This window comes from Pseudomonas sp. P7779 (genome assembly GCF_013386315.1).
Classification (GTDB): Bacteria; Pseudomonadota; Gammaproteobacteria; order Pseudomonadales; family Pseudomonadaceae; genus Aquipseudomonas.
This window is the reverse complement of record NZ_JACARZ010000070.1, coordinates 38,607-59,945: the sequence shown is the minus strand read 5'-3', so window position 1 is coordinate 59,945 and position 21,339 is coordinate 38,607. Positions and strand designations below refer to the sequence as shown.

24 protein-coding genes are annotated in these 21,339 nt (G+C 60.9%); 12 read left to right on the top strand and 12 right to left on the bottom strand.

Features of this window, described 5'->3' with window-relative positions; translation table 11 throughout:
* Nucleotides 1-55: 55 nt before the first annotated feature.
* The 5 genes from HX869_RS20430 to HX869_RS20410 form a co-directional block, all read right to left on the bottom strand.
* Nucleotides 56-427 carry a glutathione S-transferase N-terminal domain-containing protein gene (locus tag HX869_RS20430; protein ID WP_178903572.1) on the bottom strand — a complete coding sequence of 124 codons (372 nt, stop codon included), beginning with the start codon at nt 425-427 and terminating at the stop codon, nt 56-58.
* Nucleotides 428-529: 102 nt separating this feature from the next.
* Nucleotides 530-1,075, bottom strand: a complete 546-nt coding sequence (folE, locus tag HX869_RS20425; RefSeq protein WP_003204506.1) for a GTP cyclohydrolase I FolE — start codon at nt 1,073-1,075, stop codon at nt 530-532.
* Between the two features lie 79 nt (nt 1,076-1,154).
* Nucleotides 1,155-1,712 carry a Smr/MutS family protein gene (locus HX869_RS20420; protein WP_003213135.1) on the bottom strand — a complete coding sequence of 186 codons (558 nt, stop codon included), beginning with the start codon at nt 1,710-1,712 and terminating at the stop codon, nt 1,155-1,157.
* A 75-nt stretch (nt 1,713-1,787) separates the two neighbouring features.
* On the bottom strand, nt 1,788-2,108 hold the full coding sequence (locus HX869_RS20415; protein WP_003213133.1) for a hypothetical protein: 321 nt from the start codon (nt 2,106-2,108) through the stop codon (nt 1,788-1,790).
* 130 nt (nt 2,109-2,238) lie between these two features.
* Complete coding sequence (locus tag HX869_RS20410) at nt 2,239-2,829, bottom strand: cysteine hydrolase family protein (protein ID WP_003213131.1); 591 nt, start codon at nt 2,827-2,829, stop codon at nt 2,239-2,241.
* A gap of 240 nt (nt 2,830-3,069) precedes the next feature.
* Here HX869_RS20410 and prmB point away from each other — a divergent pair, with 240 nt between their 5' ends.
* Nucleotides 3,070-3,978, top strand: a complete 909-nt coding sequence (gene prmB, locus HX869_RS20405; protein WP_008433201.1) for a 50S ribosomal protein L3 N(5)-glutamine methyltransferase — start codon at nt 3,070-3,072, stop codon at nt 3,976-3,978.
* Nucleotides 3,979-4,125: 147 nt separating this feature from the next.
* On the opposite strand, the gene HX869_RS20400 is transcribed toward prmB, so the two are convergent.
* Both HX869_RS20400 and HX869_RS20395 read right to left on the bottom strand, forming a co-directional pair.
* Nucleotides 4,126-4,929, bottom strand: a complete 804-nt coding sequence (locus HX869_RS20400) for a hypothetical protein (RefSeq protein WP_003213127.1) — start codon at nt 4,927-4,929, stop codon at nt 4,126-4,128.
* Between the two features lie 100 nt (nt 4,930-5,029).
* Complete coding sequence (locus HX869_RS20395) at nt 5,030-5,992, bottom strand: alpha/beta hydrolase (RefSeq protein WP_003213124.1); 963 nt, start codon at nt 5,990-5,992, stop codon at nt 5,030-5,032.
* Between the two features lie 143 nt (nt 5,993-6,135).
* Between HX869_RS20395 and aroC the strand changes: the two genes are divergently transcribed.
* From aroC to HX869_RS20375, 4 genes are all read left to right on the top strand, one after another.
* Nucleotides 6,136-7,227: a chorismate synthase gene (aroC, locus tag HX869_RS20390; RefSeq protein WP_003213122.1), complete on the top strand. Its 1,092-nt coding sequence runs from the start codon at nt 6,136-6,138 to the stop codon at nt 7,225-7,227.
* Nucleotides 7,228-7,375: 148 nt separating this feature from the next.
* Complete coding sequence (locus tag HX869_RS20385; RefSeq protein WP_178903573.1) at nt 7,376-8,527, top strand: MFS transporter; 1,152 nt, start codon at nt 7,376-7,378, stop codon at nt 8,525-8,527.
* Between the two features lie 28 nt (nt 8,528-8,555).
* Entirely contained in the window at nt 8,556-9,101 is a 546-nt protein-coding gene (locus HX869_RS20380) for an acireductone dioxygenase (protein WP_134326014.1), read from the top strand.
* A 235-nt stretch (nt 9,102-9,336) separates the two neighbouring features.
* On the top strand, nt 9,337-9,621 hold the full coding sequence (locus tag HX869_RS20375; protein WP_003216779.1) for a response regulator transcription factor: 285 nt from the start codon (nt 9,337-9,339) through the stop codon (nt 9,619-9,621).
* A gap of 54 nt (nt 9,622-9,675) precedes the next feature.
* Here HX869_RS20375 and HX869_RS20370 read toward each other — a convergent pair whose 3' ends face one another.
* A complete protein-coding gene (locus tag HX869_RS20370; protein ID WP_003216777.1) occupies nt 9,676-9,954 on the bottom strand; it encodes a DUF3509 domain-containing protein in 279 nt (92 codons plus the stop codon).
* A gap of 398 nt (nt 9,955-10,352) precedes the next feature.
* Between HX869_RS20370 and HX869_RS20365 the strand changes: the two genes are divergently transcribed.
* The 5 genes from HX869_RS20365 (at nt 10,353) to HX869_RS20345 (ending at nt 16,107) form a co-directional block, all read left to right on the top strand.
* Entirely contained in the window at nt 10,353-12,179 is a 1,827-nt protein-coding gene (locus HX869_RS20365) for a long-chain-acyl-CoA synthetase (RefSeq protein WP_102368460.1), read from the top strand.
* 96 nt (nt 12,180-12,275) lie between these two features.
* A complete protein-coding gene (locus tag HX869_RS20360) occupies nt 12,276-12,791 on the top strand; it encodes an ankyrin repeat domain-containing protein (RefSeq protein WP_010176046.1) in 516 nt (171 codons plus the stop codon).
* A gap of 41 nt (nt 12,792-12,832) precedes the next feature.
* The gene (locus HX869_RS20355) at nt 12,833-13,363 is read left to right on the top strand and encodes a hypothetical protein (RefSeq protein WP_134326016.1); all 531 of its coding nucleotides are present in this window, start codon (nt 12,833-12,835) and stop codon (nt 13,361-13,363) included.
* Between the two features lie 68 nt (nt 13,364-13,431).
* The gene (locus tag HX869_RS20350; protein ID WP_003172956.1) at nt 13,432-13,623 is read left to right on the top strand and encodes a PLDc N-terminal domain-containing protein; all 192 of its coding nucleotides are present in this window, start codon (nt 13,432-13,434) and stop codon (nt 13,621-13,623) included.
* A 396-nt stretch (nt 13,624-14,019) separates the two neighbouring features.
* Nucleotides 14,020-16,107 (top strand): LTA synthase family protein, encoded by a 2,088-nt coding sequence (locus HX869_RS20345; RefSeq protein ID WP_003216769.1) that lies wholly within the window; start codon nt 14,020-14,022, stop codon nt 16,105-16,107.
* A 60-nt stretch (nt 16,108-16,167) separates the two neighbouring features.
* Here HX869_RS20345 and HX869_RS20340 read toward each other — a convergent pair whose 3' ends face one another.
* Nucleotides 16,168-16,320 carry a DUF3309 family protein gene (locus HX869_RS20340; RefSeq protein ID WP_003216767.1) on the bottom strand — a complete coding sequence of 51 codons (153 nt, stop codon included), beginning with the start codon at nt 16,318-16,320 and terminating at the stop codon, nt 16,168-16,170.
* 329 nt (nt 16,321-16,649) lie between these two features.
* On the opposite strand from HX869_RS20340, the gene HX869_RS20335 reads away from it, so the two are divergent.
* A complete protein-coding gene (locus HX869_RS20335) occupies nt 16,650-17,471 on the top strand; it encodes an SDR family oxidoreductase (protein WP_008433217.1) in 822 nt (273 codons plus the stop codon).
* A gap of 266 nt (nt 17,472-17,737) precedes the next feature.
* The gene (gene csrA, locus HX869_RS20330) at nt 17,738-17,947 is read left to right on the top strand and encodes a carbon storage regulator CsrA (protein ID WP_008433220.1); all 210 of its coding nucleotides are present in this window, start codon (nt 17,738-17,740) and stop codon (nt 17,945-17,947) included.
* A gap of 3 nt (nt 17,948-17,950) precedes the next feature.
* Here the strand turns inward: csrA and HX869_RS20325 are convergent, their stop codons facing one another.
* From HX869_RS20325 to ngg, 3 genes are all read right to left on the bottom strand, one after another.
* Nucleotides 17,951-18,178, bottom strand: coding sequence for a YheU family protein (locus HX869_RS20325; RefSeq protein WP_003192759.1), 228 nt, complete (start codon nt 18,176-18,178; stop codon nt 17,951-17,953).
* 59 nt (nt 18,179-18,237) lie between these two features.
* A complete protein-coding gene (locus HX869_RS20320; protein WP_003216760.1) occupies nt 18,238-19,422 on the bottom strand; it encodes an osmoprotectant NAGGN system M42 family peptidase in 1,185 nt (394 codons plus the stop codon).
* Between the two features lie 170 nt (nt 19,423-19,592).
* Nucleotides 19,593-21,338: an N-acetylglutaminylglutamine synthetase gene (ngg, locus tag HX869_RS20315; protein WP_178903571.1), complete on the bottom strand. Its 1,746-nt coding sequence runs from the start codon at nt 21,336-21,338 to the stop codon at nt 19,593-19,595.
* Nucleotide 21,339 lies beyond the last annotated feature (1 nt).

The following is a 21,339-nucleotide window of genomic DNA, read 5'->3' as shown; positions in this document are numbered from 1 at the left end:
CTGATACTCCGCCTTCGCGAGCAAGCCCGCTCCCACACTGGATCCTCGCTGTTTGTCAGACCGCCGCAAACCGATTGTCGAGGTAATCGATGATCACCTTGGAGTCGTACATCCAGGTGGTCTGGCCGTTCTCTTCGATGCGCAGGCATGGCACCTTGATCTTGCCGCCTTGCTCCAGCAAGGTCTGGCGATCCTGCACGTTGTTCTTCGCATCCTTCAAGGCCACCGGCACGTTCAGGCGGTGCAGGGTGCGGCGGGTCTTCACGCAGAACGGGCAGGCGTGGAATTGATACAGGGTCAGGTCCTTGGCCGCTGCGTTCACCTGCGCCTGTTGTTCGGCAGGGCGCTGCTTTTTGCGCGGACGGGTCAGGAAGTCGCCGGCGATGATGACGTGGCCGAGGCCCACTCGAAGTGCTTTGACGAACATGGCTGAAACCTCTTGCCCTAGACTTAAGGGGGCGCAGCTTACCTGATTTTTCACAGGCGAAAAAAAACCGGCGATGAACGCCGGTTTTCCAGGTGCCGCGGATTACTTGATCAGGCTGAGAAACTCGCTGCGGGTCGCCGCGTTTTCGCGGAACTCACCCAGCATCACCGACGTGATCATCGACGAATTCTGCTTCTCCACACCGCGCATCATCATGCACATGTGCTTGGCCTCGATCACCACTGCAACGCCCAGGGCGCCGGTGACCTGCTGGACCGCATCGGCGATCTGGCGGCTGAGGTTTTCCTGGATCTGCAGGCGGCGGGCATACATATCGACGATACGCGCGACCTTCGACAGGCCCAGCACTTTGCCGCTCGGGATATACGCGACGTGAGCCTTGCCGATGAACGGCAGCAGGTGGTGTTCGCACAGCGAGTACAACTCGATGTCCTTGACCAGCACCATTTCGCTGTTGTCAGAGCTGAACAAGGCACCGTTGGTGACTTCTTCGAGGGTCTGTTCATAACCGCGGCAAAGATACTGCATGGCCTTGGCGGCACGTTTTGGCGTGTCGAGCAGGCCCTCGCGGGAAACGTCCTCGCCGAGCTGGCCGAGGATCGCGGTGTAATTCTGTTCCAGGGACATGAAACTACCTAGTGGGATTTTCGCAAAGGGCAAGGGTACGGCGGCCAACACATCGCTGCAAGCCTGACGATGGCACTTGTTACTCGTCGCGGCCTTCCATCATGGTGCGCTTGAGCATCACATACACCGCGCCAGCGCCGCCGTGACGTGGCTGGCATGAGGTAAAACCCAGCACCTGGGAGTGCTGGCGCAACCAGGTGTTGACGTGGCTTTTGATCATCGGCCGCTTGCCGTCCAGGCGCACGGCCTTGCCGTGGGTGACGCGCACGCAGCGGATTTCGAATTTGGTGGCTTCGGCGAGGAACGCCCAGAGGGTTTCGCGGGCTTTTTCGACGGTCATGCCGTGCAGGTCGAGACTGCCCTCGAACGGGATCTGGCCGACCTTGAGCTTGCGCATCTGGCTTTCCTGCACGCCGTCGCGGGCCCACATCAACTCGTCTTCGGGACCTACATCGATAACGAATTGATCCGACAGGCCGTCCACGGTGGTGGCGTCCGTGCGCACGGTCGCGGCCTGGCGCAGCTTGGCGATCTGGGCGCGATCGGTCTTGGGTTTGCCGGTGTCGGCGCGATCATGCTTGATCGGCTTGACGCCGCGCAGCTCGTTCTTGAATAGGGAAAAATCGTCGTCTTGCATGTCAGCCTCCGCGAAGGGCGGGCAGTTTACCTAATCGCGGCGGCTTGATGCGCAACAAACGCTATCTGTGCGCCATCAGTCGTGCTTTTTCATCAGGTGCGAAGCGATGTTCAGTGACAGCGGTTGGCGCATGCGCCGACGGCAACGGCGCCACAGCCATACGCCGAACCACAGCACCAGCAGGCCGATGACCAAGAGTATTGCAGAACCGCCAGGGCTGGCATTCAGCTCGCCCAGGGCCGGTGAGTGTCCAACCAAACCAGCGCCGCCAGCAATTGCCAGTAGTACGCCACCTATCGCCAACAGCGCGGCAAAGCCGGCGCCGATGCGCAGACGCCAGTTGCTCGGGCCCTTGGGGCGCAAGCGACGAGCATCAAAACCATCGGATATCTTCATTCCGACCTTTCCTCCAGGGTATCGGCCCTTCGACCGGAAGATACACAGGTTGTTCCGGGTACAGAGGCAATTGCAGCAAATGACAGGTATTTGCGGATGAGCGGGCGGCTACCCGCTCATCGAAGGTCGATCAGATCAGATCTTTGGTCAAGGCGAGGGTGGCGAAGTTGTCAGCCATGATGGCCATTTCAGTCTGCTGCACGTGGTCGGCGCTGAGGATGCCGCCCTTGTAAGGCAGGTCGCGGGTGGCGCAGGCGTCTTCCACCAGGGTGCAGCGAAAGCCCAGGTTTTTTGCCGCACGCACCGTGGTGCTGACGCTGGAGTGGCTCATGAAGCCGCAGACGATCAGGTCCAGGGAACCGAGGTCTTGCAGGTGTTTCTCCAGGCCGGTGCCGTGGAAGGCGCTGGGCAGCAGCTTGCCGATGATGGTTTCGTCGGCCTGTGGCTCAAGGCCAGGAATGAACTCACCGCGCTCGCCCTGAGGGTCAAACAACCCGCCGACAGTGCCCAGGTGGCGCACATGCACGATCGGGCGCCCGGCGTTGCGCGCGGCAGCCGCCAGTTGCTTGATATGTTCGACAGCAGCGTCCATGCCCGAGAGGGCGAGGGGACCACTGAGGTATTCCTTCTGGGCGTCGATGATCACGAGGGTCGCATGGTTCAGGTTCGCCGCTGCGTAACCACGACCGCTGAGTTGAAACATCGTCTTTGGAACGGACATTCTGGGGCTCCTGTGAGTGGGGCTTTTGTGACATTGTCCTCTGGCTGAGCGCTTCTGTGAATCGCTACCATCGTAAGGTACGCCGTTGTTGGCGTGCAGCGATGTCAATAGGGCACTACGTTTAGGCAAAAACCACGTTTAAGATGAAATCCGACGTGCGGCAAAGGGTTTTTTCGTACATCGTCGGTACAGCTTAAGACTGTTAGAATCGCCGGTCGTTTTTTCCAGGAGCTTGCCCCCGTGATCACTTCCCGCCTGCGCACCTTGCGCGACCACATCCGATGGGCCGTCAGCCGTTTCCATGGGGAAGACCTGTTTTTTGGCCATGGCACCGACAACGCCTGGGACGAAGCCCGGCAACTGGTGCTCGGCGCCTTGCACCTGCCATGGGAAATTGCCGACAGTTACCTGGATTGCAACCTGGAAGAAGAGGAAATCTCCCACGTGCAACGGTTGCTGCACCGCCGTATCCACGAGCGTGTGCCGACCGCTTACCTGTTGAAGGAAGCCTGGTTCTGCGGCATGTCGTTTATCGTTGATGAGCGTGTATTGATTCCCCGCTCACCGATTGGCGAACTGATCGAAAACCGCTTCGAACCGTGGCTGGGCACACCGCCGGCACGCATTCTGGACCTGTGCACCGGTTCCGGTTGCATCGGTATTGCCTGCGCCTACGAGTTCCAGGACGCCGAAGTGGTACTGGGCGACCTGTCCTTCGAAGCGCTGGAGGTGGCCAACCAGAACATCGAGCGCCATGGCGTCGATGAGCGCGTGTATACCGTTCAGGGCGACGGCTTTGATGGTTTGCCGGGCCAGCGTTTTGACCTGATCGTGTCCAACCCGCCGTATGTCGACGCCGAAGACTTTGCCGACATGCCGGATGAATACCAGCACGAGCCGGAGCTGGGCCTGGCCTGCGGTGACGACGGCTTGAACCTGGTTCGGCGGATGCTGGCCGAGGCGGCAGATCACTTGACCGAGAAGGGCTTGCTGATTGTCGAAGTGGGCAACAGCCAGGTTCACGTCGAGGCGTTGTACCCCGAAGTGGACTTCGCCTGGCTGGAGTTCCAGCGCGGCGGGCATGGCGTGTTCATGTTGACGGCCGAGCAGTGCCGGGCGCATCAGGCGGTGTTTGCCGCCAGGATTTAACCGCTTCCAAGTGGGTAACGCGGTCAGTGTGGGAGCGGGCTTGCTCGCGAATGCGGTGGCTCAGTCAAGATATCCGGTGACTGACACACCGCATTCGCGAGCAAGCCCGCTCCCACATTTTGATCCGGTTTCAATTGATAAACCGGATTACCGATGCGTCGCAATCCAGATCAACAACCCCGCCTGAAACACGGTAAACGCCACCAGGCACGTAATCGTGAAGCGCAACCCGCTGTCTTCGCGCTTGAACTTGGTGACTTTTTCCTCTTCCTTGCGCAGTTTCACTTCCTGTTCCGCCAGGTTCTGCTCGGCCTGTTGCAGCATCTGCGCCGCTTCCAGAATCTCCACGAACTGCAGCTTTTCGGTGTTCCAGCTGTCCAGCACATCGCTGACCTTGCCCGGCTGCACGTTGCCCTTCAAATGCTGGACATCGGCGTACGCCACATCAAAGCCCTGGATACGCAGGAAGTGATCCCGGCGCAGGCGCGTGGCTTCGTTGAGGGCGTCCTTGTTGGCCAGGTCGACGCCGTCGACGCGGTAGTGCGACCACTTCTTTTTCGCCCAGGCGGCGCCCTGGGCTACCAGGAAACGGCCGATGCCGCGGTTAGCCGGCTCGATCTCCAGGCTGTTGCCCGGGCCAAAGTGCACCCGATGGGTCGCGTGATCGACCCAGATATCCAAATGGTTCTGTTCCCGGCGCACCCGCTGGCCCGGCAACTGAATGACCATGCGCAGCAGGCTGTGGTCCTTGTTGTTGCGTTCGGCCCAGCCAAACTGCACAAAGCGCAGGGGCCGCACGCCCGTGGCACGGTCGGTGGCCAAAGGGGCCAGGCGCAGCATCTTGAAATGTTCGGCCTGCACCTCCGCCCACGGTAACGCGGCCGATGCGGCGGCCTCGGTGTCAGCCGTGGTGTCGGCGGTAGGTTCGGGTGTTGCTTCGGTGTTCGTCATTCGGCGCGATCCTGTCCAAGCTCTGCGGGCCGACAGGCTTTTTGCTGTCGACCCATGGCTTATCGGCCGTTTTGCTCAGGACTGGAGGGGCAATACTCGCTTAACTGGCGCGAAGTCCGTCGATAAAGCGAACCAGGCGGGTGCCCAGTTCAGCCGCCAGCGGCAACTGCGGGTCGTTATAGGACTCCAGTTGCTGCTTCACGTTGTTGGGCACGATGCGCATCACGTGGTTCATGCCTTCGATCACCGTCAGCTCGGCGTCGGGCTTGGCCTTCTGCAATTGTTGCGCATCGGCCACGCCGACCTGCAGGTCATTGGTGCCCTGGACGATCAGCGCCGGCATGGTCAATTTGGCAAAGGCCGCCGAAGGGTCGGCGCGGAACAGGCTGATCAGATAGGGCTGCACGCTGGGGCGGAAAATGCCCTCAAGGGGGGTGGGCACATCGGCGTCCACCTGGCCGGCCTTGAGGTGATCGAGAATCTGGTTGCTGCGCAGTAACAGCGCTGGAGGCATATGGTCGGCCAGTTGCTGGCGGATCACCTGGTCCACCGGGCGCGCGCTGCCCGACAGGGAAATCACCCCGGCCGGGTTGAGCTGCGGGGCGGCGAGGGCGGCCACCAGTGCACCTTCGCTGTGGCCCAGCACAATCAGCGGGCCCATGCGTGGGTCGGCCTTGAGCAACTTGCCCCAGGCCACGGCGTCGGACACGTAGGCATCCAGAGTCAGGTTGCGTTCATCGGGGGTGGCGGCAAGGCTGGCGGCCACGCCGCGCTTGTCGTAGCGCACGCTGGCGATGTTGTGCCTGGCCAGCACCCAGGCCAGGCGCTTGAGGCTGTCGTTGCGTGCGCCGTCGGCGCTGTTGCCGTTGCGGTCGGTGGGCCCGGAGCCGGCGATGATCAGCACCACCGGCACCGGCTTGTCGGATTTGGGCAGCAACAGCGAACCAAACAGCTCGCCACTGCCGGTGTCCAGGCTGATGGGCCGTTGCAGCACGACAGGGGAGGCGGCGAAGCCAAGGCTGGAAAACAGAGTGAGGGTCAAAAGCAGAACTCGCAGCATCATCGCGCCATCATGAGGAAGGTGCCGGTTGGACCAACGTCTACCGGTAAGGTTTCGAGGATGAACTAGTCGGTTAGCCTGCGTATACTGGCCGCCTTAAGTTATTACGGTTGACTTGATTCAACTGATTTCACGGAGCGCCCTGCATGTCCGGCAATACCTACGGCAAGCTGTTCACTGTTACCACCGCGGGCGAAAGCCATGGCCCGGCGTTGGTCGCCATTGTCGACGGCTGCCCGCCGGGCCTCGAGTTGTCCCTGGAAGACCTGCAGCGTGACCTCGACCGCCGCAAGCCCGGCACCAGCCGCCACACCACCCAGCGCCAGGAAGCCGACGAAGTCGAAATCCTCTCCGGCGTGTTCGAAGGCCGCACCACCGGCTGCGCCATCGGCCTGCTGATTCGCAACACCGACCAGAAGTCCAAGGACTACTCGGCGATCAAGGACCTGTTCCGCCCGGCCCACGCCGACTACACCTACCACCACAAATACGGCGAGCGCGACTACCGTGGCGGTGGCCGCAGCTCGGCGCGGGAAACCGCGATGCGCGTGGCGGCCGGTGCGATTGCGAAGAAGTTCCTGGCGACCCAGGGCATCGTGATCCGCGGCTACATGAGCCAGCTGGGCCCGATCGAAATCCCGTTCAAGACCTGGGACAGCGTCGAAGACAACGCTTTCTTCTGCCCAGACCCGGATAAAGTGCCGGAGCTGGAAGCCTATATGGACCAGTTGCGCCGCGACCAGGATTCCGTCGGCGCCAAGATCACCGTGGTTGCCGAAGGCGTGATGCCGGGCCTGGGCGAGCCGATCTTCGACCGCCTCGATGCCGAACTGGCCCACGCGCTGATGAGCATCAACGCGGTCAAGGGCGTGGAAATCGGCGCCGGGTTCGATTGTGTGGCCCAGCGTGGCACCGAGCACCGTGACGAGCTGACCCCGGAAGGTTTCCTCAGCAACAACGCCGGCGGCATTCTCGGCGGCATTTCCTCCGGCCAGCCGATCGTTGCGCACCTGGCCCTCAAGCCGACGTCCAGCATCACCACGCCAGGCCGTTCGATCGATGTGCACGGCAACCCGGTGGACGTGATCACCAAGGGCCGTCACGACCCTTGCGTCGGCATCCGCGCCACGCCGATTGCCGAAGCGATGATGGCCATCGTGTTGATGGACCACCTGCTGCGCCATCGTGGGCAAAACGCCGACGTAAAAGTCAGTACTCCGGTATTGGGCCAGCTGTGACCGTGGGTGGCGAGCGAGCTTGCTCGCGCTGGGCTGCGCAGCGGCCCCAAAGCCTGCAATCCGGTAGTACCTGGAGAACTGCGGCGCTTCTATCGGGGCCGCTTCGCGACCCAGCGCGAGCAGGCTCGCTCGCCACAAGTCACTTATGCTGACGCAAGCCCTTCCATACTGGCGACTCTCCAGCTTCTACCTGTTCTATTTCGCCCTGCTGGGGGCGACGGCGCCGTTCCTGGCGTTGTACTTCGATCACCTTGGGTTCTCCAGCGCGCGCATCGGCGAGCTGGTGGCCATCCCCATGCTGATGCGCTGCGTGGCACCCAACCTGTGGGGCTGGCTGGGGGACTACACCGGCCGGCGCCTGGCCATCGTGCGCTTTGGCGCGGTGTGCACCCTGGTGAGTTTCTCGTTGATCTTTGTCAGCAAGACTTACGCCTGGCTGGCGCTGGTGATGGCCTTGCACGCGTTCTTCTGGCACGCGGTCCTGCCGCAGTTTGAAGTCATCACCCTCGCGCACCTGCAAGGCCAGACCTCGCGCTACAGCCAGGTGCGGTTGTGGGGCTCCATCGGTTTTATCCTCACCGTGGTGATCATGGGCCGCTTGTTCGACTGGCTGAGCCTGGATATCTACCCGGTGGTGGTCGTGGTGATCATGGCCGGCATCATCGGCGCGAGCCTCTGGGTGCCGAATGCGCAGCCGCCGGCCCAGGGCAACCGCCTGGCCGGTGACGGCTTTTTGCGGCAACTGCGCAGCCCCGGCGTCCTCGCGTTTTATGCCTGCGTGGCGCTGATGCAAATGAGCCACGGCCCGTACTACACCTTCCTCACCCTGCACCTTGAACACCTCGGTTACAGCCGTGGCGTGATCGGCATGTTGTGGGCGCTGGGCGTGGTGGCGGAAGTCTTGATGTTCCTGGCCATGAGCCGGATTCTCACGCGCTGTTCGGTACGCCGGGTATTGATGGCGAGTTTCCTGCTGGCCGCACTGCGCTGGTTGCTGCTGGGCTCATTTGCCGAATTCTTCTGGGTGCTGTTGCTGGCGCAGGTGATGCACGCGGCGACCTTCGGCAGCTTCCACGCGGCGGCCATCCAGTTCGTGCAACGCAGCTTTGGTGCTCGCCAGCAAGGGCAGGGCCAGGCACTGTATGCGGCACTGGCCGGTACCGGCGGTGCGCTGGGCGCACTCTATTCAGGTTACAGCTGGAACCTGCTGGGGCCGACCCTGACCTTCAGCATTGCCAGCATCGCGGCCCTGGCCGCCGCCCTAATCATTGGCATTCGATTGCAAGAGGAGCGGCCATGAGCGGCTCCCGTGACAGAGGAAGAGTTTGATGAGCTATCTCGCGGTTTACCACGTCTGCACCCCCGACACCCCGAACAAGGTCCTGACTCACCAGGACGATATCGCCTCGACCCTGGCCGAGCTGGGTGTGGGGTTCGATCGCTGGCAGGCGGCTACCCGACTTGAGCCCGGGGCCAGCGAGGTTGAGATTATCGCCGCCTACCAGGCGCCCATCGACAAGCTGATGACCGAGCGCGGCTACACCACCGTTGATGTGCTCCGCATCAGCAATGATCACCCGCAGAAAGCCCAATTGCGCGCCGAGCGACTCGACGAACACCGCATGGCCCAAGACCACGTGCGTTTTTTCGTAGCGGGTCGTGGGCTGTTTACCTTGCACATCGAAGATTATGTGTACGCGGTGTTCTGCGAGAAAAACGACCTGATCTTGGTGCCGAGCGGCATCCCGCACTGGTTTGATATGGGGGAGAACCCGCACTTTGTGGCGATCCGCCTGTTCAGTGACCCTGAAGGGCTGGCGGTCATGCTGACGGGCGACGCGATCGCCGAGGGTTTTCCCCGGCTTGATGACTAAGTTCGTCCGGCAATGCCTCCTGAACAGGGGGCATTTTTTTAACTTCAATTCCTTCAGGTTGGAAATCGCTGTAGGAATAAACTTGAAAGTTTGTGGGTAACAGCTGTTTATCGTTGACCTTACTTGTTACTTCCACTCTTTGTGTAACTCTCTCTGGTCTCAATATTTATTCGCCTGTCAATAGGAGTAATCCGACTTCGGGCGTTACAAGACCTATATGAAGAGAGAGGCCTGCATGAGCGGTTCGGAGCCACAGGAACAACCGTCCACGCAAACGGACAGCGCGCCGGTTGCCAACCGCAAGGCGCGTGCGATGTTGTCGGGTAAACCCCTGACCCCAAAGGAACGGGAAATCCTGCATTGGGCGGTCGAGGGCAAGACGGTGTGGGAAATCAGCAGGATTCGCTCCATCTCCCAGGCCACGGTGAAGTTTCACCTGCGCAACATCTACGGCAAGTTGCAGGTGACTAACCGGGTCCAGGCCGTGAACGAGGCGGTGAAACAGGGATTGTGCAAATAAAAAAAGGCCGTGGTGCGCAACGGCACCACGACCTGTTCGGGTCCTGCATGACGGTCAAGCCGAATGGTAGGTCGGCAGGGCAAAGCGGTTCTGGCTTTGCAGCATCGAAATCTGTGGCAGGTCGCTGGCTTGTTCAGCCAGGTCGCGGCGAATGGCGCTGATGACCCACGTCAGTTGGTCGGCCGTGTGCAGTTGCTGATAAGAGATCGAACGTTTGATCTGCTTGCCTTCGCTGTTACGCAAGGTCAGCAGGATGCCGCCATCAGGACGCGCCTGGGTGGTGACGTCGAAATTGGAGAACACAGAAGAAAATTTATCTTGGATCAGGCTCATGTCTATCAGCTCCGTTAGCTCATGTTTTGCAGCGTGGAGTGATAGGTGCAGTGATTGTGCCAGTACTGACTATCTTAAAAAATCGTTATAAATCAATCAGTTATAAAATTTTAAGATTTCCGGTTTCGTGCAATTTGCATGAATGGCCATCGTGCATCCTGCATTTTGCGGGGTTTTGCCAAGTGTTTCACCGCTGGCACGCAAGGCAGGTCTTCCATAGTGACCACCTGGCGGTGCGCTAAATTCCTTTTCCTTTCGGGATACAAAACTTTTCAAATCCTGCGTGTACAGCCGAAGAACGGCTGGCGTATTTTTCTGCAAGGCATTCGGCGCGGGTCTTACAGTGCGATGGGTGCCTTGAGGGTCATACGAACAATAAGAAAAAGGACGTTCCCGCCATGAACCACCCGCCAAGTGACATGATCACCTGGGGCATGATGCTGCGTAAGGTGCCCACCATTGTCCGTGCACTGCCGCGCCTGGTGCGCGGAATCCGCGTTGCCAACATCACCGATCCCGACCAGCCGTGCGGCCTGGGCTGGACCTTTGAACAAGCCACCCAACGCAACCCCGACGGCGCCGCGCTGCTGTATGGCGACACGGTGCTGAGCTACCGCCAGGCCAACCAGCAGGCCAACCGCATGGCTCACTACCTGCAGCAGCAGGGGATCGGCAAGGGCGACGTGGTGGCGTTGTTTATCGAGAACCGCCCCGAGTTGTTGCTCAGCGTACTGGCCGTGGCCAAGGTGGGCGGCATTTGCGCGATGCTCAATACCTCGCAAACCCAGACCGCACTGGTTCACAGCCTCAACTTGGTGACGCCGGCGGCCATTGTGGTGGGTGCCGAGTTGGTAGGGGCCTACGAGGCCGTGCGCAGCCAGGTGGCCATCGAGGCGGATAAAACCTGGTTTATTGCCGATCAGCAGCACAGCCATGTGCCGCCGGATTACGTCGACCTGATGGCTGCCAGCGCCGACTGCCCGGTGGAAAACCCCGCCAGCACCCAGCAGATTTTTTTCAACGACCCTTGCTTCTATATCTACACCTCCGGCACCACCGGCTTGCCCAAGGCCGGCATTTTCAAACACGGCCGCTGGATGAAGTCCTCGGCCAGTTTCGGCACCATCGCCCTGGATATGGGGCCCGAGGATGTCGTCTATTGCACCTTGCCGCTGTATCACGCCACTGGCCTGTGCGTGTGCTGGGGTTCGGCGATTGCCGGGGCGTCGGGGTTCGCGATTCGCCGCAAGTTCAGCGCCAGCCAGTTCTGGGACGATGTGCGCAAATTCAATGCGACCACCCTGGGTTATGTCGGCGAGCTGTGCCGCTACCTGATCGACCAGCCTGCCCATGGGCGCGACCTGGACAACCGGGTGACGAAGATGATCGGCAACGGCCTGCGCCCTGGGGTTTGGGCTGAGTTCAAGCAGCGCTTTGGCGTTGATCATATCTGCGAGCTGTACGCCGCCAGTGACGGCAACATCGGCTTCACCAATGTGCTGAACTTCGACAACACCATCGGCTTTTCCCTGATGCACTGGGCACTGGTGGACTACGCCCATGACAGCTGTGAGCCGATTCGCGGCGCCGACGGTTTCATGCGCGAAGTGCCCAAGGGGGGCCAGGGGCTGCTGCTGGCCAGGATCGATGACAAGGCACCGTTCGACGGCTACACCGACCCCGAGAAGAACCGCAAGGTGGTGCTCAGCGACGTGTTCGAGAAGGGCGACCGTTATTTCAACACCGGCGACCTGTTGCGCAATATCGGCTTCGGCCACGCCCAATTCGTTGACCGGCTGGGGGACACCTACCGCTGGAAAGGTGAAAACGTCTCCACCACCGAAGTCGAGAACATCTTCCTGCAGCACCCGCAGATTTCCGAAGTGGTGGCCTACGGCGTGGAGATTGAAAACACCAACGGCCGCGCGGGCATGGCGGCCATTACGCCTGCCGAATCCCTGGCCTCCCTGGACATGCGCGAGTTGCTGACCTTCGCCCACGGGCAATTGCCCGCGTATGCGGTGCCGTTGTTCCTGCGGATCAAGGTGAAGATGGAAACCACGGGCACCTTCAAATACCAGAAGGTAAAGCTCAAGGAGGAAGCGTTCGACCCGGGCAAGGCCGGTGATGATCCGATCTTTGCCTGGCTGCCTGGGTCGGACAGTTATGTGCCGGTCACCGGGCAACTGTTGGCGGATATTCAGGCGGGCAAGTTCCGTTATTGATTCTGCCTATCGCCGCTTTTGGGAAAAAAGGCATGACAGTGGGGAACTCCATCGCGAGACTGGGCGCCTTATGAAACACCAGACAAGGAGCCCCACATGTCAGACCAAGCCAAACAAATGACCGAAGACGAAGCCGCCGAATTTGCCGAGCAGGTGTTCGACGTGGCGCGCAAGGGCGATGCCGCGATGCTGGCTGCGTTGCTGGCCAAGGGCTTGCCGCCGAACCTGCGCAACCACAATGGCGATACGCTGTTGATGCTGTCGGCCTACCATGGTCATGTGGACGCGGTGAAAGTGCTGCTGGAATTCAAGGCCGACCCCCAGATTGCCAACGACAAGAACCAGCTGCCGATTGCCGGCGCGGCGTTCAAGGGCAACCTGCCGGTGGTCAAGGCATTGATCGAAGGCGGAGCGTTGGTCGAAGGCGCATCCTCTGATGGTCGCACCGCCTTGATGATGGCGGCGATGTTCAACCGTACCGAAATGGTGGACTACCTGATCAGCCAGGGCGCCAATCCCAAGGCCACCGATGCCCAGGGCGTGACCGCGCTGGCAGCGGCCCAGACCATGGGGGCGGTGGATACGGCGGCGCAGTTGCAAAAACTGGTGTAGGCTTTGCGCCCTCAAAATCAGCCCCGCCACAGGACCACCCCATGAAAACCGCACTCGTCGAACTCATCAGCAAAATCAGCTCCGGCTGCATGAGCGAACCCGAGATCGCCAGGGTGGCGGACGAGGCGGCCCAGGCCTACGCCGATCCCGACGCTTTCCTGGCCGCCAACCCCGACATCAACTACGACGACACTTTCCCGATTCCCCTGGGCGAGTGGATCGTTGTCGGCAGCCTGCCTGACACCGTGCTGTTCCAGGCCGACACCTACCTGGACCTGTTCGCCCAGATCGTCGCCTCCTTTGGCCCCGGCGTGGCGTTCAACCTCAAGCCCAAGCAACTGGCCAAGACCGAAGCCCTGACCGCGCTGAACCGCATCCAGATCCAGATGAGTGCCCTCAACCCGGAGAACGGCGGCTACGTGCTGATGAACTTCAGCCAGTTGCTGGACGACGAGATCCAGGCTGTGCTGGTCTACGGCGACGACGTGCCACGGGTGCTGGAGTTGTGTGCTGAAACCGGCATAAAGGGCGAACCATCGCTGGAAGCCCTGCGGGTTGCGGTACACGTCTGAAATAAAACGGAACCCCCGGCCACGGCTGACTATCCTAAGCAGGCAAGCCCTCACTTAGGAGCGACACCATGGGTTCCACTTTTAATGGTCTGATCGGGTTGATCATCCTCGCGCTGGATATCTGGGCGATCATCAACGTGTTCAAAAGCGGCGCGAGTACCGGCGCCAAAGTGTTGTGGATCCTGTTGATCCTGCTGCTGCCGGTACTGGGCTTGATCATCTGGGCGATCGCCGGGCCGCGCGGTAACGTGCGGATCTGATCCAAACAACGCTATCCAGAGCGGGCACAGTAAGTGTGGGAGCGGGCTTGCTCGCGAATACGGTGTAACAGTCACCTGATGTATCGACTGATTTACCGTATTCGCGAGCAAGCCCGCTCCCACATCTGTTTCCGTACGCCCGTTATTGTGTTTCGAGATATTCGCTGTACAAAATTTTCACATTCCATCCAAGACAATTCGCCGGCTATTTCCCCTGTCGAGTGCTCTAAAACGAGTGCCCACCTACTGCAGGAGTGAGTAATCAATGGCGTTGCCGGCGTTGATCGGGCACCATTTGCGCCATTGCGTTCACCGTCTACCCCAGCCTGCCTGGGCGAGGGCGGGGCGCCGCTGTATTCATTCGCAACTTAAACTTCCAATGGGTCCTAAAACGACATGGCAAACCCGGACGCCCTGAATCAGCAGCGAGCTTCTAATCGCTTGCTGCAACCGACCGTCAAATCCCATCTGGCGTACACGCTGCTTTGTGCCTTGATCATGATGGTGATGTTCTCCCTGCTGCGCCTGGCGCTGCTGGTCTACAACCGCGAGATGATCCTCGACACACCGGCCTCGACTTTCCTTGAAGCGTTCGCCAACGGCCTGCGCCTGGATATCCGCCTGGTGATGTACGTGCTGGTGCCGTTGCTGCTGGCGTTGTTCAGCGTACGGGCCATGGCGGCGCGCGGGTTCTTCCGCTTGTGGCTGACGGTCGCGTCCAGCATCGCGCTGTTCCTGGGCCTGATGGAAATGGACTTCTACCGCGAGTTCCACCAGCGCCTCAACGGCCTGGTCTTCCAGTACGTGAAGGAAGACCCGAAAACCGTGATGAGCATGCTCTGGTACGGTTTCCCGGTGGTGCGCTACCTGCTGGCCTGGGCCGTGGGTACGCTGATCCTGAGCATCGCCTTCAAAGGCGCCGACCGTGCAACGCGCCCACGCGGCCCGTTCAGCGGTGGCAGCATCGGCACTCGCCAGGTAGCGCCGTGGTACACGCGCATCGCGGTGTTCGTGGTCTGCCTGCTGGTCGCCGTGGTCGCCATCCGTGGCACCCTGCGCCAGGGCCCGCCACTGCGTTGGGGCGACGTGTACACCACCGACTCGAACTTCGCCAACCAGTTGGGCCTCAACGGTACCTTGTCGCTGATTGCGGCGGCGAAATCGCGCTTCTCCGAGGAGCGTTCGAACATCTGGAAAGCCACCCTGGAGCAGCCGCTGGCCACCCAGACCGTGCGCGACATGCTGGTATTGCCGAGCGAGAAACTGGTCGACACCGACACCGCCGCGGTACGCCGTGACTTCACGCCGCCGGCCGAGAAGACCCTGCCGATCAAGAACGTCGTGGTTATCCTGATGGAAAGCTTCGCCGGTCACTCGGTGGGCGCCCTGGGCCGCCCGGGCAATATCACGCCGTACTTCGACAAACTGTCCAAGGAAGGCCTGCTGTTCGACCGCTTCTTCTCCAACGGCACCCACACCCACCAGGGTATGTTCGCCACCATGGCCTGCTTCCCGAACCTGCCGGGTTTCGAATACCTGATGCAGACTCCGGAAGGCAGCCACAAGCTGTCGGGCCTGCCGCAGTTGCTCAGCCATCGCGATTTCGATGACGTGTACGTCTACAACGGCGACTTCGCCTGGGATAACCAGTCGGGCTTCTTCAGCAACCAGGGCATGACCAACTTCATCGGGCGTAATGACTTCGTCAACCCGGTGTTCTCGGACCCGACCTGGGGCGTGTCCGACCAGGACATGTTCAACCGTGGCCTGGAAGAGTTGAAGGCCCGTGAAGGCGGCAAGCCGTTCTATGCGCTGCTGCAAACCCTGTCCAACCACACGCCGTACGCGTTGCCGACGCCATTGCCGGTCGAGAAGGTCACCGACCGTGGCAGCCTCAACGAGCATTTGACGGCCATGCGCTACTCCGACTGGGCCTTGGGCCAGTTCTTTGAAAAGGCCCGCAAGGAGCCGTACTTCAAGGAAACCCTGTTCGTGATCGTGGGCGACCACGGCTTCGGCAACGAGCAGCAGATCACCGAGATGGACCTGGGCCGCTTCAACGTGCCGATGCTGATGATTGCACCGGGCATGCAGGAGAAGTTCGGCGAGCGTGACCACACCGTGGGCACCCAGATCGACATCGTGCCGACCATCATGGGCCGCCTGGGCGGTGACACCCTGCACCAGTGCTGGGGCCGTGACCTGCTCAACCTGCCGGAAGGTGACAAGGGCTTTGGCGTGATCAAGCCGTCGGGCAGCGACCAGACCGTCGCCTTGCTCACCGGTGACCGGGTGCTGGTACTGCCCAAGGAAATGCCGCCGAAGTTGTGGGAATACGAACTGGGCGCCAACCCGACCGGGAAAGTGATTCCAGAGTCGCCGGACGAGGCTGCGTTGAAGCAGAAACTCGAATCGTTCCTGCAGACCGCTACCAAGAGCCTGCTGGACAACACCGCCGGTGTAGTGGACGGCAAGCCGGACTAAACACCCGCGCATAAAAAAAGAGGCCTTTCAAGGCCTCTTTTTTTTGCACGCTGGAACGCGTTATATCTTGCCGAGCAACAACAGAATCAACAGCACTACCAACACAGTACCGAGAATACCCGATGGCCCGTAACCCCAATTGCGTGAGTGAGGGAACACTGGAAGACCGCCGACCAGCAGGAGGATCAGAATAATGATAAGAATGAGGCTCATGTTTTGTTTTCCTTATTGTCTTCTGAAAAGACCTGTTATTTAACGAATAGGCCCGACAACTGATACGGACGCCTTAATAACTCCGACCCATGTGTTTGGCAGAAAATTCCGTGTTTTTTTAAAGCTTTTCGCTAACTTGCTTATTTCCTTTAACCCCGTTGCAAATAACTGTCCTTAGTTCAAATAAATGGAACTTGGCGGGTTTCCCGCTATCCGACCCGGCCCACGGTTTGCCTGGGGCATTCAGCAGTCTGATGGTGCGTGGGTGCGGGAAAAACCTTCGCTACACTGCGGCTCACTTCTTCCGTGAACCACAAGGCTACTTTCCTATGCAAAATCGCATGATGATCACCGGCGCCGGTTCTGGCCTGGGTCGCGAAATCGCTCTGCGCTGGGCCCGTGAGGGTTGGCAGCTGGCCTTGTCGGACGTCAGCGAAGCGGGCCTGCAAGAAACCCTCAAGCTTGTACGCCAGGCCGGCGGTGACGGTTTCACCCAGCGCTGCGACGTGCGCGACTACAGCCAGCTCACCGCGTTCGCACAGGCCTGTGAGGAAAAGTTCGGTGGCATCGACGTGATCGTCAACAACGCCGGTGTGGCGTCGGGCGGGTTCTTCAGCGAACTGTCCCTGGAAGACTGGGACTGGCAGATCGCGATCAACCTGATGGGCGTGGTCAAGGGCTGCAAAGCCTTCCTGCCGCTGCTGGAAAAGAGCAAGGGCCGCATCATCAACATCGCGTCCATGGCCGCCCTGATGCAGGGCCCGGCCATGAGCAACTACAACGTGGCCAAGGCCGGCGTGGTGGCACTTTCGGAAAGCCTGCTGGTGGAACTCAAGCAACAGGAAGTCGGCGTGCATGTGGTGTGCCCATCCTTCTTCCAGACGAACCTGCTGGACTCGTTCCGCGGGCCGACGCCGGCGATGAAGGCCCAGGTGGGCAAGCTGCTGGAAAGCTCGCCGATTACCGCCGCACAGATCGCCGACTACATCTACCAGCAGGTGGCTGAAGGGCAATTCATGATCCTGCCCCACGAGCAGGGGCGCATGGCCTGGGCATTGAAACAGAAGAACCCGCAACTGCTGTATGACGAGATGACCGTGATGGCGGACAAGATGCGGGCGAAAGCTCAGTCGCAGGCGGTAAAAGGTTGAATTTCAGGTGAGCACCTGATGTGGCGAGGGCTTGTTGTGGCGAGGGAGCTTGCTCCCTCGCCACAACAAGCTCTCTAGCCACAGAGAGTGCCTGCAAATTTGAACATATCGTTTGGTTCTTGGGTGTAATTCGAGTTTATTCACTGCCTGTCTGTAGGGTAATTTACCCTGATGTGTAAGGCATGCCTGTTTAACCTGAAGGCCATTGATGGTGCCAGGCAGGGAGCGCATGGTCGGGGTTCGGTAACTTAAAAAGGACGAACCCCATGCTGGTATTAAGCCGCGCGGTAGGTGAAATAATTTCGGTGGGTGACCAGATCACCTTGCGCATTCTGGAAGTGAACGGCACCCAAGTGAAGCTGGGTGTGGAAGCGCCGGTGGGGGTCAATGTGCACCGGGCGGAGGTCTATCAGAAGATCCTCAGTCGCCACGGGCAGCAGGCCAACACCCATCCAGTGCCTGTGCCCAATCCTTGAGTCTCAGTCGAACAGGTGCTTGGGCACATCGTGCTTGAGCATCAACTGGCACTGCTCGCTTTCGGGGTCGAAAACAATCAGCGCCTGGCCCTTGGTCAGCGCCTGGCGTACCCGCAGCACCCGGGTTTCCAGAGGTGTGTCGTCACCATTGTCGGTGCCGTCGCGGGTCACGAAGTCTTCGATGAGGCGGGTCAGGGTGTCGACTTCAAGTGCATCGTAGGGAATCAGCATACAAGCCTCGGCTAGGGAATCCCGGCGATGCTACTGCGCCGGGATCCGAGTTGCCAGTCTCAGGTTTTTTGGCCCACCAGGCTGTCCACCGACGGCACGCGGGTATCACTCTCCATTTGTGTGTCGTGTTCGATCTGGTGACTGAACCGGTCGAGGGAGCCTTTGGCCGGCTGTGCATCGCTGGCGAACACCGGCGGGCTGAGGATGTACGCGCCCAGCAGGCGACTCAGCGCGGCGAGGCTGTCGATGTGCGTGCGCTCATAACCATGGGTGGCATCGCAACCGAATGCCAGCAGCGCGGTGCGAATGTCGTGGCCGGCGGTCACCGCCGAATGCGCGTCGCTGAAGTAGTAGCGAAACAGGTCGCGACGCACCGGCAACTCATTCTCCGCCGCCAGGCGCAGCAGGTGGCGGGACAGGTGATAGTCATACGGCCCGCCGGAATCCTGCATCGCCACACTCACCGCGTGCTCGCTGGAGTGCTGCTCGTGGGCCACCGGCGCAATGTCGATGCCGACGAACTCACTCACATCCCACGGCAATGCCGCCGCCGCACCACTGCCGGTTTCTTCGGTGATGGTGAACAGCGGATGGCAGTCGATCAGCAGCGGCTGGCCGCTGTCGACAATCGCCTTGAGCGCCGCCAGCAGTGCGGCAACCCCGGCTTTATCGTCCAGGTGACGGGCGCTGATGTGGCCGCTCTCGGTGAACTCCGGCAGCGGGTCGAAGGCGACGAAATCGCCGACGCTGATACCCAGGGAGTCACAGTCGGCGCGGGTGGCGCAGTAGGCATCCAGGCGCAGTTCGATGTGGTCCCAACTGATGGGCATTTCATCCACGGCCGTATTGAACGCGTGACCGGAGGCCATCAACGGCAACACGCTGCCACGGATCACGCCGTTATCGGTAAACAGGCTGACGCGGCTGCCTTCGGCAAAACGGCTGGACCAGCAGCCCACCGGCGCGAGGGTCAGGCGGCCATTGTCCTTGATCGCCCGCACGGCGGCGCCGATGGTGTCCAGGTGCGCGGAAACGGCGCGGTCGGGGCTGTTTTTCTGGCCCTTGAGGGTGGCGCGGATGGTGCCGCGCCGGGTCATTTCAAAGGGAATGCCCAGTTCCTCAAGGCGCTCGGCAACGTAGCGCACGATGGTGTCGGTAAACCCGGTGGGGCTGGGAATGGCGAGCATTTCCAGCAGTACTTTTTGCAGGTAAGCGAGATCCGGTTCGGGGATGGTTCGGGTCATGGAAACTCCTGATGAGTTGAGGGCATCGATGGTTTCGATGAAAGGGGCGCCTCAGAGATTGTGTTGGCTGTACCGGCGTCTTCGCGAGCAAGCCCGCTCCCACATTTGGAATGCATTCCCCTGTGGGAGCGGGCTTGCTCGCGAAAGCGCCAGTCAAGGCAACACCTTTCTCAAGCCGTCGGTTGGCTATGCGGGAACAACAGGTCCACGAACTTTTCAGCCGTCGGCTGCGGTTCATGGTTGGCCAGCCCGGCCCGTTCGTTGGCTTCGATAAACACGTAGTCCGGTTGGTCGGCGGCCGGCACCATCAGGTCCAGGCCCACCATGGGAATGTCGAGGGCACGGGCGGCGCGCACGGCGGCGTCCACCAGGGTCGGGTGGAGGATGGCGGTGACGTCTTCCAGGCAACCGCCGGTGTGCAGGTTGGCGGTACGTCGCACCGCCAGGCGTTCGCCACGGGGCAGGATGCTGTTGTAGTCGTAGCCGGCCGCCTGCAGGGTGCGTTGGGTTTCATGGTCCAGGGGGATTTTGCTTTCGCCATCGGTGGCGGCCTGGCGTCGGCGGCTCTGGGCTTCGATCAACGCGCCAATGGAATGCTGACCATCGCCGGTGACTTCCGCCGGGCGGCGAATGGCGGCGGCGACCACTTCAAAGCCGATCACCAGAATGCGCAGGTCGAGGCCTTCGTGGAAGCTTTCCAGCAGTACACGGGTGTCGAATTGGCGGGCCGCCTCAATGGCTTTTTGCACGTCTTCAATGGTCTGCAAATCCACCGCCACACCCTGGCCTTGTTCGCCATCCAGCGGCTTGACCACAATACGCTGGTGCTCGTCGAGAAACTCCAGGTTGTCATCGGCACTGCCGGCCAATTGCTGGGCCGGAAGGTTCAGGCCTGCGGCCTTGAACACCTTGTGGGTCAGGCTCTTGTCCTGGCACAAAGTCATGCTGATGGCGCTGGTCAGGTCGCTGAGGGATTCGCGGCAGCGCACCCGGCGGCCACCGTGGCTCAGGGTAAACAAGCCGGCATCGGCATCGTCCACCTGCACGTCAATCCCGCGCCGATGCGCTTCCTCGACAATGATCCGCGCATAGGGATTGAACTCCGCCTGCGGGCCAGGGCCGAGGAACAGCGGCTGGTTGATCCCGTTCTTGCGCTTGATGGCGAAGGTGGTCAGCGCGCGAAAGCCAAGCTTGGCGTAGAGACTTTTCGCCTGGCGGTTGTCGTGCAGCACCGACAGGTCGAGGTAGCTCAGGCCGCGGCTCATGAAGTGTTCGATCAAGTGGCGTACCAGCACTTCACCCACCCCGGGGCGGGTACATTGCGGGTCGACCGCCAGGCACCAGAGGCTGCAGCCGTTCTCCGGATCGTTGAAGGCTTTGTGGTGGTTCAGGCCCATCACGCTGCCAATCACCGCGCCGCTGTCTTCGTCCTCGGCGAGCCAATACACCGGGCCGCCTTGATGGCGTGGCGTGAGCAGCGCCGGGTCCACCGGCAACATGCCGCGCCCCTGGTACAGCTGGTTCACCGCCTGCCAGTCCGCCTCGGTTTGTACCCGGCGAATCCGGAACCCGCGAAACACCCGGGTTGCCGGGCGATAGTCGGTGAACCACAGGCGCAGGGTATCGGACGGGTCGAGAAACAACTGCTGGGGATCAATCCCGAGGATCTGCTGCGGCGCCGCCACATACAGCGCGATATCCCGCTCGCCGGGCTGCTCGTTGAGCAACTCCAGGGCCAGGCTCGCCGGGTCCGGGAAGGTGTGGCCGATCAACAGCCGGCCCCAACCGCAATGCACGGCAATCGGCGTGGGGTCCAGTTCGCTGCCGTCTTCGGCGAAGCGGGCTTGCAGGCGCTCGTAGGAGGGCGCCTGGCCTCGCAGCAAGCGTTGGCTGTAAGCCGTGGCATGAGGTTTCATG

Coding starts and splice junctions, on each gene's coding strand:
- HX869_RS20430 (WP_178903572.1), bottom strand. CDS start 427: ATGTTCGTCAAAGCACTTCGAGTGGGCCTCGGCCACGTCATCATCGCC.
- folE (WP_003204506.1), bottom strand. CDS start 1,075: ATGTCCCTGGAACAGAATTACACCGCGATCCTCGGCCAGCTCGGCGAG.
- HX869_RS20420 (WP_003213135.1), bottom strand. CDS start 1,712: ATGCAAGACGACGATTTTTCCCTATTCAAGAACGAGCTGCGCGGCGTC.
- HX869_RS20415 (WP_003213133.1), bottom strand. CDS start 2,108: ATGAAGATATCCGATGGTTTTGATGCTCGTCGCTTGCGCCCCAAGGGC.
- HX869_RS20410 (WP_003213131.1), bottom strand. CDS start 2,829: ATGTCCGTTCCAAAGACGATGTTTCAACTCAGCGGTCGTGGTTACGCA.
- HX869_RS20400 (WP_003213127.1), bottom strand. CDS start 4,929: ATGACGAACACCGAAGCAACACCCGAACCTACCGCCGACACCACGGCT.
- HX869_RS20395 (WP_003213124.1), bottom strand. CDS start 5,992: ATGATGCTGCGAGTTCTGCTTTTGACCCTCACTCTGTTTTCCAGCCTT.
- aroC (WP_003213122.1), top strand. CDS start 6,136: ATGTCCGGCAATACCTACGGCAAGCTGTTCACTGTTACCACCGCGGGC.
- HX869_RS20380 (WP_134326014.1), top strand. CDS start 8,556: ATGAGCTATCTCGCGGTTTACCACGTCTGCACCCCCGACACCCCGAAC.
- HX869_RS20375 (WP_003216779.1), top strand. CDS start 9,337: ATGAGCGGTTCGGAGCCACAGGAACAACCGTCCACGCAAACGGACAGC.
- HX869_RS20370 (WP_003216777.1), bottom strand. CDS start 9,954: ATGAGCCTGATCCAAGATAAATTTTCTTCTGTGTTCTCCAATTTCGAC.
- HX869_RS20365 (WP_102368460.1), top strand. CDS start 10,353: ATGAACCACCCGCCAAGTGACATGATCACCTGGGGCATGATGCTGCGT.
- HX869_RS20360 (WP_010176046.1), top strand. CDS start 12,276: ATGTCAGACCAAGCCAAACAAATGACCGAAGACGAAGCCGCCGAATTT.
- HX869_RS20355 (WP_134326016.1), top strand. CDS start 12,833: ATGAAAACCGCACTCGTCGAACTCATCAGCAAAATCAGCTCCGGCTGC.
- HX869_RS20350 (WP_003172956.1), top strand. CDS start 13,432: ATGGGTTCCACTTTTAATGGTCTGATCGGGTTGATCATCCTCGCGCTG.
- HX869_RS20345 (WP_003216769.1), top strand. CDS start 14,020: ATGGCAAACCCGGACGCCCTGAATCAGCAGCGAGCTTCTAATCGCTTG.
- HX869_RS20340 (WP_003216767.1), bottom strand. CDS start 16,320: ATGAGCCTCATTCTTATCATTATTCTGATCCTCCTGCTGGTCGGCGGT.
- HX869_RS20335 (WP_008433217.1), top strand. CDS start 16,650: ATGCAAAATCGCATGATGATCACCGGCGCCGGTTCTGGCCTGGGTCGC.
- csrA (WP_008433220.1), top strand. CDS start 17,738: ATGCTGGTATTAAGCCGCGCGGTAGGTGAAATAATTTCGGTGGGTGAC.
- HX869_RS20325 (WP_003192759.1), bottom strand. CDS start 18,178: ATGCTGATTCCCTACGATGCACTTGAAGTCGACACCCTGACCCGCCTC.
- HX869_RS20320 (WP_003216760.1), bottom strand. CDS start 19,422: ATGACCCGAACCATCCCCGAACCGGATCTCGCTTACCTGCAAAAAGTA.
- ngg (WP_178903571.1), bottom strand. CDS start 21,338: ATGAAACCTCATGCCACGGCTTACAGCCAACGCTTGCTGCGAGGCCAG.